We start from the raw sequence: 16,548 nt of genomic DNA on the forward strand, positions 1-16,548 counted from the left end.
AAGAAAAAACTCTAATAAAGACAATAAAACACCTCTAGAACTACTCAAAGAAGACTATCCGGATTGTAATGAAGGTGTTTTAAACTTTCCAGTCGTCAATATTAAGGAATATTTGAACTATTACTTTTATTTATTTAACCCTCAACCGTTAGAAACTGTTTATGATCCAAATGAGTTTTTATTGTTCCACGGTTTTGGTGAAGAGGACCTAACAGAGGGATACCATGTTTCGATGCTTCACAACATTATCTGAAACTATTCTTCAGTTTCTTCGATAAATTTACATGCGTTATAAAATTATTGGACTAAAATTTAATATAAATTGTTGGATATATGTTGACTCAGTCCCATCCTCTTACCTTCTACAAAAATATACTTCGCCATCAGCACCAACAACCATTAGCAATGGTCTAACCAGAGAATTTGTATTGCATAGTAAAACTACCGTATATCAAGACAATAAAAAACAAGAAATATCTGAAAAAATCTTGTTTGCTGAACAATTGCTGAGCAACTCGTCACCCTCGATGGAACAAATTACACAATTAATGGAAAGTATCCAAAGAGAACTTCCAAATAGAATATATATGCAGTTTTATTTATCTGACAATCATACTGCCATATTTGAACTACATGTACTCCTCTCAAAAATTGCAAATAATCCTAAATTGCTAAATAAAATTAATATTCTAAGTTTTCTAAATAAATTATTAGTCTTGAATAAAAATTCGAAAGCCTTTTGCTTTACCTTTACTATAAAACGTTTTGCAGAAATTATTACTATAATTTCACCTGAAAGGAAACAATCTATCGATTATTCCCTTAAAATTTTCAGAGCCAGTTTAAAAAAAGGAAAGCTTTAAGCGGAAATATTTACCACTGAATCGACAGGTAAAAGGCTTTTTATCAATAAGATCAATTGTTCTTTCTGGTTTGGTGGTAATGGTTTAATTTCATCCACTGAACTAACAAAATAAATATTACCGTATTTAACAATTTTAATGGGGAATATTTGTTCTGGAAACTTTTCTGTGATACTACGAGGTTCAAGCAATTCATTTTTTTTTGCATCATACCAATAAACTTTAGTAACACCTTCTTCTATTTCAGGAATTAACTCAAGTAAATCAGCCATATCATAAAGATTGTCGCGATTAATACTAATTATCTTATTTTTCATATTATCCTCGCTGAGTAAAAAATGAATTTATTTTAATAAATTATGAACTAGATCTAAAACCTTTTCATCATCAAAAGGTTTAATGACGTAATGATTAGCACCTTGCTCAAGAGCAGAAAGAAGCGTTCCTTGGTCTCCTTCGCTAGTTAACATCACGATTTTAACATCTTGGCTTAGCGCTCTGATTTCTTTTAATGCTGAGACTCCATCTTTTTTTGGCATAACAACATCCATAAAAATAATTTCAGGATTTTCTTCTTTAAAAAGTTGGACTGCTTGCTCTCCGTTTTCGGCTTCAATCACCTGTACGTCAAGCATGGACAAAACACCCTTAAGTTTCATTCTAACGAAATATGCATCATCAACAATCATTATTTTCATTCAATACTCTCCTCTTAAATACTAACTCAAAAAAAACATTTCGTACACAAACTAAAAGGAAGTTAATCCAATGCCAACAAACATTTTCTGGTCGCTAGCTGAACGATAATCATAACCAGCAATTGCTTTGATATTAGGCGTAAAAAATAAATTTGTTTTTAATCTATACATCCAGTTTGTTGCATTATATAGAGAATGTTCTATTTTGAGTGTTTTAGTAACATCCTGATCAACCTTAACGCCAGGAGCAGATTCCACTAGCCCCACAGCAGCAACTATTCCATTTAAAATATTTCTTCCATAAGTAAGTTGAGTTACTTTTGTAGAACCACCACTATTGTTATTACCAACCACAACACCAAATACATTTTTGCTAACTGTTAAAGAAGTACCGATACCATATTCTTGATTATCTAGTAGAGAAGCTGACATGTTTATAGCCGTACTATCCAAAAAATTAGTATTTGATTCCACTCTTGAGCTAATGCTCTTAGCATCTTTGATGATACTTTCACTTTCTTGTTCTAAAGTTTTAGCAAAAGACTCTAAATTATTAATCACTTTATAAACACTGCTTTTATCTTCACTTGATTCTACCGAACCAACTAAAACATTTAAATTTTTCACCAAATCATCCATTCCAGTAATAATACTATCAACTCGTTTACTCCAATCTTCCATAGACCGTTTATTGAGGAAACTATCCACTGAACCAAGCACAGAATCTAATTTATCCGTAATAGAATCCATGTTTAAAATAAACTGTTGCAAGGACTCTTCACTCTTTTTATTAGTAAAAATTTTACGAAATACTTCCAGAATTTTTTTTGTTTCATCAAGATTCTGTGTTCCTGTATTAACGAAATCTACAATTCCAGCTGCAGTATGTCCTTTAATGATCGTTCCAGGTTTAACGTATTGGTCTGTCGCAGGGTTGGGAATAATATTAATGTACTTCTCGCCTATCAGGCCATCAAAGTCAACTCGAAGAACAGAACCCTCAGTAATGTTAACGCCTCTTTTGATATAAATTTTCACTACAATATTATAAGGGTCAGGAACTATATCTGAAACCGTCCCAACCAGAAATCCACGATAGCGAACTTCTGAACCAGAAAGCATACCGTTTACTGAATCAAAGGAACCATAAATGACATATCCTTTTGCTTTCAGCAACAAACTACTCTTCCAAATAATACCAATAGACAAAATTACCAAGGCAAAGAAAACAAAAATACCCAATTTAGTTTCTAATTTCATACTATCCTCAATATAAAGCATAAACTCATCTTACTCAACTAGTCCATTCACAAAATTGTAAATATTTTTATCTTTACTCTGCAGAATCTTATCTGCACCTTCTGTTTTAATCGCTTTACCTTCATTAAACATATATATTTCTTGCGATACATTTAGTATTGTACTAATTTGATGTGTAACAATTATAGAAGTAGCCCCCATATAATCAGTAAGCTTATTTATTAATAATTCGGTCCTTGTAGAAGTAACTGGATCAAGTCCTGTTGTTGGTTCATCAAACAGGATAATCTTGGGGTCATTTATTATCGCTCTGGCGATGGCTACTCTTTTTTTCATACCACCACTAAGCTCTGAAGGCATTTTATGGTAAGCATCCTCAAGCTCAACAAGTTCTAAGACATGCATGACTTTGTCCTTTATCTGTTGCTTGGTCATAGCAGTATGCTCTTTAAGAACCAAGCCTACATTTTCCGCAACTGTCAGCGAATCAAACAAAGCAGAAGACTGAAAAACCATACCAAAACTAAGTCTGAGCTTATTCTTCTCCTCTTCACTTAATCCCTTAATGGATTGTCCTTCAATAATTATTTCTCCAGCTTCAAAATCCTCTAAACCCAAGATAAGACGTAAAAGAGTACTTTTACCACAGCCACTTTGACCAATAATAGTTGTTCTTTTCTTCTTTTTGGCAACCAAAGATGCTCCATCAAGTATCTTATTGTCCCCATAGCATTTCACTAATCCTTTTATTTCAATCATCAGAACACCAAAAATGATATAAAAAAATTAACAACAAATAGTATAATTAAAGAAGCTACTACTGCTAAAGTAGTAGAAATACCAATACCTTGCGAACCAGAAGTTGTTCTTGACCCCACAAAGGTTGAAGTTAACGCTATTACAAAGCCAAAAATAGGACCTTTTATTAAAACACCAACTAAAATATCCGCTAAATTCAACATATGTGCGGCTGAAACCAAATAAGCAACTGAGTTGCCGTGATATGCAAAGACATAAATAAACATTCCGGCAAAGAAACCCATGAAATCTGCCATAACAATTAAAAGCGGTAACATAAAAACTAAGGCAATTACCCTTGGTGCATACAAATATGAGAAAGGGTTTAATGCCATAGAACGAAGTGCATCTATTTGTTCGGTAACTTTCATGGCTGCAATTTCTGAAGATATGGCAGCACCAACTCGAGCGGCAACAACGACTGCTGTTAATAGTGGACCAAGCTCTCGCCAGATAGCAATCCCAACTATCCCACCAATAATTTTAGCTGCACCCATTCTTAAAAATTCTTTTGTAACCTGACTGGAAAAAACCATCCCCACAAAGGTTAAGGTTACCGCTGTTATAATAAAAGACTGAGCCCCTACTTTGAACATTTGTTCAATCACTCGCTTAAGCCTAAGCTCTTTGGAAAAAGCACCTTTTATCGTCAAGGAAGCAAACAAAAAGTACTCACCTATAATTGTGAACGTATTTATTAATGAACATCCTATTGCATTGAACATATTTTAATTATAAGGCTTAATCCTTAACCTTTCCAGCTTACTATAAACACAGCCACAATAATCTTGTCGATACATACCTGCGCTCTTACTGAGCTCCACTGACCTTTTATAACCATTATTTTTTTTAAAATCACTCTCTAAATATTCAAGACCATATTCATCACCTAGCCGATTACCAATAGCATTGATAAGGGGTGCATGCTTATACGGACTTACTGTAAGAGTGGTAGCAAACAAACTAAAATTATTGTCTTGCGCTTTTCTTGCTGTTGCTCTTAATCTATCTTCATAGCAAGAAGAACATCTTTCTCCGCTTCTTTCGGTTGCCCATTTTTTATCTTTAACCATGTCAAACCAAAGCTTAACATCTGATTGTTCAGAAAAAAACGGGATACCTATTTTTTGACAATATGCCACAGCCTCTTTTTCCCTTAATTCTTGTTCTTTAATCGGGTGAATATTAGGATTGTAAAAAAAGACTGCTACTTCAAAATTCTGCTGAAGTTCTTCTATGACAGAAGTAGAACAAGGGGCACAACAAACATGTAAAAGAAGCTTTTTCAATTAATTAAACAATAGTAGGAATTACCAAAGGTCTTTTGCCTATTTTTTTTAACATATATTTTCTAACACTTTCAACTATTTCTTTCTCAACATTATTTAAAGCTATATTTCCTGCTCCAGAGCGATAATTAAATTGATCAACGATGCTATCTTTAATGCCAATCATGAAATCATCAGGAGGGTTAGAAATGCCTCTCATCTTTAACATCACATTCTGAATGATTCGTTTATCTCTATCCATAAAAACAGTGATACTAACAACTCCATTGGCTGCCATTGCCTGTCTATCATCAATAATGCCCTGATCTTCAAAACAATTACGATTACTATCAACATATATTAAAGCATCATTAAGTCTACCAACTACAGATATTTTCTTCTTATCAATCTCCAGTTGATCCCCATTCTCTGCAATAATAACTTCTTTAACTATTCCTAAATCTTCGGCTAATTCTTTATGAGCTAATAAATGCCTGAATTCTCCATGAATAGGAATAAAAAACTTAGGCTTAACAAGTTGTAACATTAGTTTGAGCTCTTCTGCATAAGCATGTCCGGAAACATGCATCTTGGAACCAGCTTCATAAATAACTTTAATGCCTTTTCTTCCAAGCTTATTAATATTTGAATATACCATCTTTTCATTCCCTGGTATTGGCAAAGCAGACATTATAACCGTATCTTTCTCTTTAAGATGAAAGAAAGGATGCTTATCATTAACCATTCTTGTAAGTGCAGCTAAAGGCTCTCCTTGGCTTCCTGTAACTAAGACTAATATTTGGTCATCAGGATAGTTATCAACATCATTCATAGAAATGATATCTTCATCGTCAAAATCTAAGTAACCAAGCCTTCTAGCAATAGCAGAAGTATTTTCCATGCTTTTACCAACAAAGCAAATCTTACGATTAAACTTTTTGCCAACATTGATGGCTTGTTGCAAGCGATGAATGTTGCTTGAGAATGTTGCTACGAGCAAGCGCCCCTCAACTCCAGCAAATTCTCGCTCAAAAGCATCTCCAACATGTTTTTCTGATTGAGTGTGTCCTTTTTTGACTGCATTAGTACTATCACTCATAAAAAGCAAAACTCCTTTATTCCCAATGTTGGCAATCCGCTTAAGATCAACAACTTTTTTATCTACTGGAGTATAATCAATTTTGAAGTCGCCAGAGTGAACGATTAAACCAACAGGAGAATGAATAATTGTCATTACTCCATCGGGAATCGAATGACTTACTCGAATAAATTCTAATTTGAAATGTTTAAATTTAATAACGCTTTTCTCGTTTATCTCAATAAGTTTATAGTTCTTAATATTAGCTTCTATTAACTTATGCTCAGCCATTCCTAAAGTAAGTTTAGTCCCATAAATAGGAACATTAATCTTTTCAATAAAATTAGCTATTGCCCCAATATGATCTTCGTGACCATGAGTAAGAAAAATTCCTTTAATGTCTTTTTTGTGTTTTTCAAAATAAGAGAAACTTGGAATAATTTTATCTATGCCATGTAAATCAGCATCAGGAAACATAATACCAGCATCAATGACAATAATTTCGTTATCATGCTGAAAACTCATCATGTTCATGCCTATGCCATCAAGACCACCAAATAAACTTAATTTAACCATTTATTTAATTAATCCTAATTTATTTAGAACTGTCTTAATTTTTTCTTCTTGTTCAGCGTTAACAGGAACCAAAGGCAATCTAGTTCCACCAACATCAAGACCAACCAAATTAAGAGCTGCCTTGACAGGCGAAGGATTAGACGTGATAAATAAAACACTAAAAAGTTCTTTCAGCTTATTATTTATTTCTTCTGCTGTTTTCAAATCATTGTTATTAAAAGCTGTAATCATTTTTTTGATATCTTTGCCAACTAAATGAGAGGCAACGCTACAGACACCCTTTCCTCCTACTTTAAGTACATCAAGGGTAAGCCCATCATCACCACTATAGACAGCAAAATCTTTTTGTTTAATTAGCTGAACAACTTCCTCTATTTGATCAATATTGCCAGAAGCTTCTTTGATTGCAATGTATTTCGGATTAGCTTCAACAATTTTTGCAGCAGTTGCAGGAAGCATGTTAATGCCTGTTCTGCCAGGAATATTATAAATCACAAGAGGCAACTCTGTATTTTCAGCTATCTTAGAATAATGAGCAAATAATCCATCCTGAGATGGTTTATTATAATATGGAACAACAATCATTGCGCCATGAACGCCAATTTTTTCAGCCATCTTTGTATATTTAATCGTTGTTTCAGTTGAATTACTTCCAGTTCCTGCAATAACTTTTGCCTTATGGCCAACTTCATCAAGAACAGTAGCATATAACAATAAATCTTCTTCGTGGCTTAATGTTGGGGACTCTCCTGTTGTGCCAGTTACGAGAATAGCATCACTGCCGTCTTCTACTAATTTTCTCGCTAAAACCTTAGTTTGCTTTAAATCAATCCCCCCATTGCTATCAAAGGGTGTAACCATTGCAGTCATTAATGTTCCAAAAAACGGTGTATTCACTTCATTCCTCCTTATTTGTAAATATATATTGTAAAGTCGTTGCTTAAATAATCATGTCTTAATATAACACGTTCAAATCGATTCTTACATAAAGTAAAAACCTCTAACGGATTATAATAATACAAACTCGGATATCTGGCATCAATTTTAGAATAACTACTAAGCAAGTTAAAGGCGATGCCCTTCTTCGCAACCCTATTCATAAAACTCAATTGATCAGATAAATACCTGGCATTATCCTCAACACGCAAATTAAATGCTCCTGAAACAAAGACATAATCATATTGGCCGGAGAAGTTTTGTAACTCTGCTTCCTTAAATGATCCTTCCGGATATTTTTTGATAGCCAGTTGAATCATTTTAGGGTGCAAATCAATTCCCTGATAACTAATTGCTGAAAATTTCTCCTTCAAAAAAGGATATAAGTCACCAACTCCACAACCAACATCAAGAATACTACTAAGATTCAAATCTGCAATCTGGACAAGAGTATTAAATCTTATTAACTGCGTCTCTTTTGAGCTCCATCCAATTATCTCTGAGCTTTCTAAAGGGTAAGATACAATCATTTCATCAAAAAATCTTGTAATACTCTTTTTTATTGTCATCTAGATAAGTTCTTGCTGAACTAACTCAAAAGCTATTTGTACAGCATTAAAGGCTGCACCTTTTCTTAAATTATTAGAAACGCAGAACAAGGCTATTCCGTTCGGAACAGAAAAGTCACGTCTAATCCTTCCGATTAATGTATCGTTTGTTTCTACACTATCGCTAGGTGTTGGATACACATTATTAGCTAGATCATCCATAACCTTAACATTTGGTACCTTAGCAATAAGCTCCCTGACCTTTTCAATATCAAAAGGTTTTTCTGTTTCAATATTCATTGCTTCGCTATGTCCAATAAAAACAGGCACACGCACACAATTAGCAACAACTTCTATACTGTCATCACCAAAAATCTTTTTAGTTTCATTGGTCATCTTCATTTCTTCCTTAGTAAATCCATTTTCTAAAAAAGAATCAATATGAGGAATAACATTAAACGCAATTTGTTTAGTAAATTTCTTTGGTTTTGTCGGACCATTACCATTAACAATACTAATGGTTTGATTAAGCATTTCGTCCATGGCATCTTTACCCGCACCCGAAGTTGCTTGATAAGTAGAAACCACAACTCTTTTAATCTTAAAATGCTCATGAATAGGAAGCATTGCAAGCACCATCTGAGAGGTAGAACAATTAGGATTAGCAATAATACCTTGGTGTTTTCTAATGTCATGCGCATTAACTTCTGGCACAACTAATGGAACATTTGGGTCCATTCTAAAAAAACTAGTATTATCAATGACCACAGCCCCACTAGCAACAGCTATAGGAGCATATTTTTCACTTATTGAACCACCAGCACTAAACAAAGCAATCTGAACACCCTTAAACGACTCTTTTGTTAATAATTGGACTTTAACATTTTCACCCTTAAATTCTATTCTAGATCCAGCTGAACGTTCAGAAGCTAATGGTATTAGCGTTTTTATAGGAAAATTCATTTCCTCTAATACTTTTATTATTTCAGTCCCTACTACCCCAGTTGCTCCAACTACTGCTACATTATACCCTTGCATATTATCCTCCAATGCTTATTTTTACTTTATTATATTACTAAGAACCATTACGGTAAACCAACTTAGACCTCTAACGCTAACTAAGACCAAAGATATCCTCTAGCCCATAGGTTAATCCTGTTCTGTTCAGCACTTCTCTTATAGAAAGAAGCACCCCTGGCATATAACACTCTCTAGAAGTAGCATCATGCCTTAATGTAAGATACTGTCCAGTCGCGCCAAAAATAATCTCTTGATGGGCGACCATCCCAGGTAGTCTCACACTATGAATTTTAATACCATGAAAATCTGCACCTCTAGCTCCTTCGATATTTGCTACTTTATCTTTGGTGTTTAGATTAAAAGCATCTCGCTCTTCTGCCATAAGTTGAGCTGTTTTTACTGCTGTACCAGAAGGAAAGTCAACTTTCTGATCATGATGGTATTCAACTATTTCCACAGTATCAAAATGTTTAGCTGCTAGCTTTGCAAAATACATCTGAAAAATTGTACCAATAGCAAAGTTTGGTCCAATAATTATATTTCTCTTATATTCGGAACACCATTTATCCACTTGTTTAAGGTCATCCTCTGTAAATCCAGTTGTTCCAACAACAGCATGAGCGCCATTACTTAAAATAGCGTTAACATTGTCCATTCTATTTTCTGGTCTAGTAAAATCAACAACAACATCTACTTTGTTCTCTTTTAAATAGCTATTAAGGTTGTCTTCCACATCTAGACCTTGAATAAAAGTCATACCTTTTTCATTACTAACAGCATTAACAACTGTTTTTCCCATTTTACCTAAAGCACCATTAACAACTACTTTAATCATCTTCTTCTCCTTTCTATTTACCAGTTGAACCAAAGCCACCTTCGCCTCGCACTGTTTCATCAACAGATACTACTACATCAAAGTCAGCTTGAACAACTGGAGCTAAAACAAATTGAGCGATTCTATCTCCTTTTTTTATAATAAAATCCTCAGTACCACTATTCCAAATTATAACCTTAACTTCTCCACGATAATCAGCATCTATTGTGCCCGGTGAATTAGGAATGATTATTCCATATTTATAAGCCAAGCCACTTCTAGGTCTAACTTGTCCTTCATAACCAATAGGAATCTCCATTTTTAATCCTGTAGCTACTAAAGCTCTTTGTCCAGCTTTCAATACCTTGTCTTCAGCAGAAACCAGATCAAATCCTGAAGCATGCTCTGTTTGATATTTAGGCAAATCAAGTCCATTAAAATGTTCTAATTTCTCTATTTTCAGCTTAACTTGCTTTAACATCTGACTACACTCCTAATTACAGTAACCTCTTTTACTGTTGTAAGTTGAACATTCCTTCAAAAGGATTCCCATCAAAATTACCAATAGCGGTTAAAGAATAGTGTTTCTCGTCAAACAAATACTTACAGAGATGAATAATATCCTCTTTTTTAATTCTATCTACTTCTTCAGCAACCTCATCAATACTGACAGCTTTTCTATAATAAAAGAAATTTTTTCCATTCCAGCTCATTTTACTTGTAGACGATTCTAAGCCCAGAACTAGACCACTTTTCAATTGATTCTTTGCTCTCTGAAGATTTTCGTCATTAATAAGATTCGGAAATGTCCTGAATGTGTCCAAAATAATTTGGACTACTTCCTTAATATTTTTCATACTAGCACCCGCATAAACAGCAAACAGTCCACAATCCCTAAAGTACATGGGATAAGAGTAAATAGAGTAAACTAATCCTCTTTTTTCTCTAACCTCTTGAAAAAGGACACTGCTCATTGAACCACCTAAAATATTAGACAAAACCAACAACGGGTATCTATTCGGATTATGGTAAGAGATACCTCTCGTACCAAGACACAAATGAACTTGTTTTGTGTCTTTCTTAACCAAATTAATTCCTGGGTTATATGAAGGCAAAGGGAACGATTTCACTCTCTCGGTAGTAGAAACAAAGGATCCAAAATATTGATCAATCTTAGCCAAAACTTCTTTTTTATCACAGTTACCTGCAACAGAGATAGTTATATGCTCTGGTAAGTAATGATCACTAATATATTTCAAAATAGCTTTCTTGGTTATTTTTCTAACAACTTCTTTAGAACCAATCACTGGTTGCCCTAAATAAAAACCTGGCCACATATTTCTAACAAAAAGGTCATGAATGTATTGGTCAGGACTATCTTCGTACATTTTAATTTCTTGTAAAATAACCTGTTTTTCCGTGTCGATATCTTTTTTTTCATACTTAGAATTGAAGAAAATATCAGCCAACAAATCTAAGGCAACATCAAAGCAATCATCAACAACAACAGAATAATAACTCGTGTGCTCTTTGCTTGTATAAGCGTTTAACTTGCCCCCGACAGAATCTAACTCTTCCGCTATTTGCTTAGCGTTTCGTTTGGCAGTACCTTTGAAATTCATATGTTCAATAAAATGAGATATTCCGTTTTGTGCTGAGGATTCAAAGGCAGAGCCACAATCCACAAAAATGCCTAAAGCAATACTACGAACACTTTCGACAGGCTCGACAATGACAGTAATGCCATTGCCGAGTCTAGTAATTTCAGCAGAAGAGGCTGACTTAGTCATCAGCCTCTTTTTAAATTAAGACGACCCTTCTCGTCTTTCTTTTCTAATACAACTGTAATCTTGTCTCCAACTGAATAAACGCTTGCAAGATCTTTGATGAACTCATCAGAAACCTTAGAAACATGGAGTAAGCCTTCTTTACCTGGGAAAAGCTCCACAAAAAGACCAAAGTCTAACACTCTCTTAATAGTCCCATTGTAAGTTTCTCCTACTTCTGGTTCTCTAATAATTGCCATAACTTCTGCTTTTGCAGCTTCCATGCTAGCTCCATTATTAGAAAAAATCTTAACTAGTCCACCGTCTTGAATATCAACAACAGCACCAGTTTCTTCAACTATTCTTCTAATGTTTTTACCACCTGGACCAATCAACTCTCCAACTTTATCTTCTGGAATCGAGATACACTCAATTCTTGGCGCATACTTTGATAACTCAGGATTAGACTGTGAAATTGTAGAATACATGTTTTCTAAAATCTGTAATCTTGCTTTCTTCGCTTGTTCTAATGCTTGAGTCATAATTTCAAAAGTTACACCAGTTATTTTAATATCCATTTGTAAAGCTGTGATACCATTTTCGCCACCAGCAACTTTAAAGTCCATATCACCTAAATGATCTTCCAGACCAGCAATGTCAGTTAAAACAACATGCGAATCATCTTCTTTGATAAGCCCCATCGCAATGCCTGCAATAGGAGACTTAAGAGGAACTCCCGCTTGCATCAAAGCCAATGAACCGCTACAAACTGTAGCCATAGAAGAGGAACCATTCGATTCTAAAATATCAGAAACAATTCTAATTACATAAGGAAAAGACTCCTCAGAAGGTATAGCATAAGAGATTGCCTTTTCTGCTAAAGCTCCGTGGCCAATTTCTCTTCTGCCTGGTCCTGGTCTTCCGCCAACTTCATTAACACTGAAAGCTGGGAAATTATAATGTAAAAAAAACTTTTTCTTAAACATTGTATTTAAACCATCTACCATTACTTCATCTTTTCCTGCACCTAAAGTAACTGTACCTAAACTCTGGGTTTCACCTCTAGTAAATAAAGCTGAACCATGTACTCTAGGAAGAACATTAATTTCACAAGTAATCTCTCTGATTTCATCAAGCTTTCTTCCGTCTGCTCTCAATTTGTCAGAGACAATCATCTTACGAAATTCTTTACTCTCTAACTTATCAAAGGCATTAGAAACAGAAAACTTATGAGCAGCAACCCACTCTTGTCCGTATTTCTCTACTGCAAACTTAGCAATCGATTCTTTTACTGCATCAATAGCTTGGTATTTCTCTAGTTTACCTGCAACTTTTAAAGCTTTTACCATTTTATCTGTAAATTCTTTATCAATAACTGACCAAAAATCAGCATCAATCTGCTTTAAAGTTACATTCCACTTTTCTTTACTAGCTACTTTTATAAAATCATCTTGAAAAGCACATAAGGTCTTAATTGCTTCATGACCAACCTTGAGCGCTTCTAGCATTTCTTCTTCTGTTAAAAAATCAGAACCAGCTTCTACCATAGTAATTGCATCTTTTGTTCCAGCCATAGAAAGCTTTAGCCTGCTATTATTCATTTGTTCAAGTGAAGGATTAACAATAAACTTACCTTCAACTAGTCCGACAACGACACCAGAAACAGGACCATTAAAAGGTATGGGTGAAATTGCAAGAGCAGCAGAAGCAGCTAAAACAGCTACGCCTTCTGGACTATTAACATCATCATAGCTAAGAACAGTTACAGTAACGTGTACATCATTAAAAAATCCTTCTGGAAATAATGGTCTTAAAGTTCTATCAGTTAATCTTGTAATTAGTGTTTCGTCTGTAGAAGGACGACCCTCTCTCTTAAAAAAATTGCCTGGTATACGACCAGCTGCAAACATTTTTTCTTGATAATCTACAGTTAAAGGGAAAAAGTCTTGATCTTCTTTTGCTTCTTGCTTTGCACAAGCAGTTGCCAAAAGAACTGTTTCTCCATATTGAAGAAGCACTGCTCCTCCAGCTTGTCTTGCCATTCTGCCTGTCTCAATAGATAACTCTACGCCTCCAAGCATTGTTTTTACTATTTTCTTCTCCATCATACTACTCCTTCCTTATCTTACAACGTGGGTAGCAATGGAATTTTTATCCGCGTAAACCTAATCTACTTACTACTTCTTTATATCTATCAATACTTTTTGAATTTAAGTATTTCAATAATCTCTTTCTCTGACCAACCATCAATAAAAGACCTCTTCTTGAGTGGTTATCTTTTTTATTAACTTTTAGATGCTCAACTAAATGATTGATTTTTTTTGTCAATATAGCTATCTGAACTTCAGGCGAACCTGTGTCTCTCTCATGTATTTTGTATTCATCTATGATTTCTGTTTTTTGTTTATCTATCTGGCTCAATTCTTTTCACCTCCTATGTGGCATCAATGTGCATAATTTTCAATAACAGAGACTTATTTTAGCATGAAAAAGTTACTGTGAACAATTGAATTGTTAGCTATATCTATTTTATTTAAAGGTAATTTTCTTATTCAAAAAATACTGAACAACAAAAATACCACCCATTGCTAATATCTTAGACACATCAGCATTAAATCCCATGACTGAAACCATTATATAAATAAAAGTAGAACTAACAACCATCCCAAAAACACAAATCATAAAATAAGACAAATAACGAGTTAATAAGTTTGTTTTAGTTTTAAAGTTAAAAAAAGCATTCAGAAAAAAATTATTATTAAACCCAACCAAAGAACCAACTATATGAGCATAAATATAAGGAACATGGAAAAAGTGAAACAAAATATAATAAGAAGAGTAATCAAGCAAGGCACCAGATATCCCAATAAGAAAGTACTTAGCAAAAGTATTATTGAAATATCTATTAAGGACGTTTTTTAACATCCGTGAATTGTAACATAAATGAAAATATCCTCATAATAATATGACGAAAAAGTATACCTAAAATTAACACTATATTTCTCTTAGCTTTAGGCTTTTAGCTTTTAGCTTTTAGCTTTATAATAATCATCATGTGGAGACTAAGCGTAGATAAAACTTTTTCGGCTGCTCATCAGTTAACAAAATACAACGGGCCTTGTGAGAACCTTCATGGACATACATGGAAAATCCAAATAGTTGTTGAAGGCAACAAATTAGATGAAGCTGGCATGCTGATGGATTTTAGGGTTCTAAAAAATCAATTACAAGAACTTACAGATAAATTTGACCATAAATTTCTTAATGATTTATTTAAGGAATCACCTACGTCTGAGTTCCTTTCCAAACACGTATTTCAACTACTAAAGAAGACATTGCCTACTGCGGTAACCTTGAAAGAAGTAAGCATTTGGGAATCGGAATCTTCTAAAGCTACGTACTTCGAATAATGATAGATGTTCACACGCTGTTAATTGTTTGTTTTTTTACATTTATAATTAATATTACTGAATCTTTAGCATACTGTATGCGCTATGCTGGCCTTAAAACAAAACAAATCTCAATTGCTATGGCTTTTGTCACTTCGACACTTTTAGTATCTAGGCTTAGCAACATGTTTCAGGCCCCACTACTTGGGAAAATGGTAGATAAAACAATCATGGTTGGTTCAGCGGAATCTCTCCTGAACCTTGAGCAATCATTTAGGTTAATAATTTTCTCTGGGTTTTTGGGTGTTTTAGTTGCAGCAGTTCTTGCCCCAACCTTTGTAAATATCTTTGAGCTAGCCATCAAAAAATTCCTTCATGTAGGCTCAATCCCAAAAATGTTCTTTATGACCATAACTTCACCACGAAGAATGATGAAGTTAATTAAATGCATCCGAATTCCTAACCTTAAAATGACACAAAATATTAGTTTAAAAAACATTCCAAAAACATTTCTTCTTCTCAATGGTTTCGTTGCTTCAATATATACCATTGGAGTGCTTGCGTCCCTGCTAGCTGGAGCATATTTGCCTGATTTAAGAGCCACCGCCATCCAACTTTCTGGCATAGTAAACGGCATTGCCACAATAATGTTTACTCTTCTAGTAGACCCAGCCGGAGCAAGAATTACCGACCAGGCAGTGCATAGCAGTAGGGCAAATTCTGATGTTAAAAGCGTAGTTGTCTTCTTAATGCTTTCCAGAATGATAGGTATTCTAATTATTTCTCAAATAATATTCTTTCCAGCCGTAAGATATATCATCACTATTACAAAACTTATATAATAAAAAAGCCTGCTTATAGCAGGCTTTTTCTTTTGTTATCTAGTTTATTCTGAAGAGTTACATTGCTAAAACAAATTCATCTTCAGCTTGAATTTCCTTTAACCTTAACTTATATTTATCCAAGAATTGTCCTAATTTCTTAGAATATTTTTGTGAGGTAACAAAGGAATTTTTGATCGGAAGTCTTTTTGCTAAACTATAGCCAATTGAGTCTAATTCCTTTTCATAAAACTCAACATTTTCAAACCTTTTTTTGGGGAACAAGGAATCTGGTCCGCATAATCTAATTTGCCCAAAATCAGTTACCCCAGCTTGAACAAAACGATTAATGTTAGTACAAACATTAACAGGAACTGAAATATCTATATCAGAAGGCAGTATTTCTCTTGCGATTCTTACTGTTTCAAGTACTAATTCTTCTGAACAATCTTGGACATCTTTCATTTTACTCCTTGGGTCACTAATAAAAGGAGAGATTTTGAAATTTTGAATGCTTCTATACTCATCATGCAGTTCTCTTACCCTGGAAATAGTTTTCAATCTATCTTCTGGTGTTTCACCTATCCCCACAATCATTCCTGTATTTGTTGGAATGTTTAATTTGCCTGCATATTCCAAAAACTTAAAACGTACGTCTGGGCTCTTACTCGGCGAAAATTTATGTTGAATTCCTTCCAACATTGCAACGTTAG

General features: G+C 34.2%; 21 protein-coding genes. 4 read left to right on the top strand and 17 right to left on the bottom strand.

Annotated elements, in window-relative coordinates:
• Together PHF25_05370 and PHF25_05375 are read left to right on the top strand one after the other, a co-directional pair.
• Positions 1 to 253: hypothetical protein (locus tag PHF25_05370; protein ID MDD4527452.1), on the top strand; the 253-nt coding region annotated here is incomplete at its 5' end.
• Between the two features lie 31 nt (positions 254 to 284).
• A complete protein-coding gene (locus PHF25_05375) occupies positions 285 to 863 on the top strand; it encodes a hypothetical protein (protein MDD4527453.1) in 579 nt (192 codons plus the stop codon).
• Here the strand turns inward: PHF25_05375 and PHF25_05380 are convergent.
• The 16 genes from PHF25_05380 to PHF25_05455 form a co-directional block, all read right to left on the bottom strand.
• Positions 860 to 1,180: a hypothetical protein gene (locus PHF25_05380; GenBank protein MDD4527454.1), complete on the bottom strand. Its 321-nt coding sequence runs from the start codon at positions 1,178 to 1,180 to the stop codon at positions 860 to 862. The two genes, PHF25_05375 and PHF25_05380, sit on opposite strands and share 4 nt — an antisense overlap.
• Before the next feature lie 27 nt (positions 1,181 to 1,207).
• Complete coding sequence (locus PHF25_05385; GenBank protein ID MDD4527455.1) at positions 1,208 to 1,561, bottom strand: response regulator; 354 nt, start codon at positions 1,559 to 1,561, stop codon at positions 1,208 to 1,210.
• Between the two features lie 51 nt (positions 1,562 to 1,612).
• Positions 1,613 to 2,821: an MlaD family protein gene (locus tag PHF25_05390; protein MDD4527456.1), complete on the bottom strand. Its 1,209-nt coding sequence runs from the start codon at positions 2,819 to 2,821 to the stop codon at positions 1,613 to 1,615.
• Positions 2,822 to 2,851: 30 nt separating this feature from the next.
• Positions 2,852 to 3,580: an ATP-binding cassette domain-containing protein gene (locus PHF25_05395; GenBank protein ID MDD4527457.1), complete on the bottom strand. Its 729-nt coding sequence runs from the start codon at positions 3,578 to 3,580 to the stop codon at positions 2,852 to 2,854.
• Complete coding sequence (locus tag PHF25_05400; protein ID MDD4527458.1) at positions 3,580 to 4,344, bottom strand: ABC transporter permease; 765 nt, start codon at positions 4,342 to 4,344, stop codon at positions 3,580 to 3,582. Before PHF25_05400 ends, PHF25_05395 begins: the two co-directional genes overlap by 1 nt.
• Positions 4,345 to 4,347: 3 nt before the next feature.
• Positions 4,348 to 4,908 (bottom strand): epoxyqueuosine reductase QueH, encoded by a 561-nt coding sequence (locus tag PHF25_05405; GenBank protein ID MDD4527459.1) that lies wholly within the window; start codon positions 4,906 to 4,908, stop codon positions 4,348 to 4,350.
• Between the two features lie 4 nt (positions 4,909 to 4,912).
• Positions 4,913 to 6,541, bottom strand: coding sequence for a ribonuclease J (locus PHF25_05410; GenBank protein ID MDD4527460.1), 1,629 nt, complete (start codon positions 6,539 to 6,541; stop codon positions 4,913 to 4,915).
• Entirely contained in the window at positions 6,542 to 7,438 is an 897-nt protein-coding gene (dapA, locus tag PHF25_05415; protein ID MDD4527461.1) for a 4-hydroxy-tetrahydrodipicolinate synthase, read from the bottom strand. It abuts the gene before it with no gap.
• Between the two features lie 11 nt (positions 7,439 to 7,449).
• Positions 7,450 to 8,046 carry a class I SAM-dependent methyltransferase gene (locus PHF25_05420; protein MDD4527462.1) on the bottom strand — a complete coding sequence of 199 codons (597 nt, stop codon included), beginning with the start codon at positions 8,044 to 8,046 and terminating at the stop codon, positions 7,450 to 7,452.
• Positions 8,047 to 9,063: an aspartate-semialdehyde dehydrogenase gene (locus PHF25_05425; GenBank protein MDD4527463.1), complete on the bottom strand. Its 1,017-nt coding sequence runs from the start codon at positions 9,061 to 9,063 to the stop codon at positions 8,047 to 8,049.
• A gap of 76 nt (positions 9,064 to 9,139) precedes the next feature.
• A complete protein-coding gene (dapB, locus tag PHF25_05430) occupies positions 9,140 to 9,880 on the bottom strand; it encodes a 4-hydroxy-tetrahydrodipicolinate reductase (protein MDD4527464.1) in 741 nt (246 codons plus the stop codon).
• 13 nt (positions 9,881 to 9,893) lie between these two features.
• Positions 9,894 to 10,340, bottom strand: coding sequence for a dUTP diphosphatase (dut, locus tag PHF25_05435; protein MDD4527465.1), 447 nt, complete (start codon positions 10,338 to 10,340; stop codon positions 9,894 to 9,896).
• Positions 10,341 to 10,371: 31 nt separating this feature from the next.
• Positions 10,372 to 11,649 (bottom strand): pitrilysin family protein, encoded by a 1,278-nt coding sequence (locus PHF25_05440; protein MDD4527466.1) that lies wholly within the window; start codon positions 11,647 to 11,649, stop codon positions 10,372 to 10,374.
• Complete coding sequence (pnp, locus tag PHF25_05445; GenBank protein ID MDD4527467.1) at positions 11,649 to 13,733, bottom strand: polyribonucleotide nucleotidyltransferase; 2,085 nt, start codon at positions 13,731 to 13,733, stop codon at positions 11,649 to 11,651. The genes PHF25_05440 and pnp overlap by 1 nt, the downstream gene beginning before the upstream one ends.
• Before the next feature lie 43 nt (positions 13,734 to 13,776).
• Positions 13,777 to 14,046, bottom strand: a complete 270-nt coding sequence (gene rpsO / locus PHF25_05450; protein MDD4527468.1) for a 30S ribosomal protein S15 — start codon at positions 14,044 to 14,046, stop codon at positions 13,777 to 13,779.
• 108 nt (positions 14,047 to 14,154) lie between these two features.
• Positions 14,155 to 14,550 carry a GtrA family protein gene (locus tag PHF25_05455; GenBank protein MDD4527469.1) on the bottom strand — a complete coding sequence of 132 codons (396 nt, stop codon included), beginning with the start codon at positions 14,548 to 14,550 and terminating at the stop codon, positions 14,155 to 14,157.
• A 128-nt stretch (positions 14,551 to 14,678) separates the two neighbouring features.
• Between PHF25_05455 and queD the strand changes: the two genes are divergently transcribed.
• Positions 14,679 to 15,035, top strand: coding sequence for a 6-carboxytetrahydropterin synthase QueD (gene queD, locus PHF25_05460; protein MDD4527470.1), 357 nt, complete (start codon positions 14,679 to 14,681; stop codon positions 15,033 to 15,035).
• Positions 15,035 to 15,856: a DUF2837 family protein gene (locus PHF25_05465; protein MDD4527471.1), complete on the top strand. Its 822-nt coding sequence runs from the start codon at positions 15,035 to 15,037 to the stop codon at positions 15,854 to 15,856. The genes queD and PHF25_05465 overlap by 1 nt, the downstream gene beginning before the upstream one ends.
• A gap of 57 nt (positions 15,857 to 15,913) precedes the next feature.
• Here the strand turns inward: PHF25_05465 and PHF25_05470 are convergent.
• Positions 15,914 to 16,548 (bottom strand): hypothetical protein (locus tag PHF25_05470; GenBank protein MDD4527472.1); only part of this gene is annotated, 635 nt, incomplete at its 5' end.

This window comes from Candidatus Margulisiibacteriota bacterium (genome assembly GCA_028706105.1).
In the GTDB taxonomy this organism is placed as follows: domain Bacteria; phylum Margulisbacteria; class Riflemargulisbacteria; order GWF2-35-9; family DYQY01; genus DYQY01.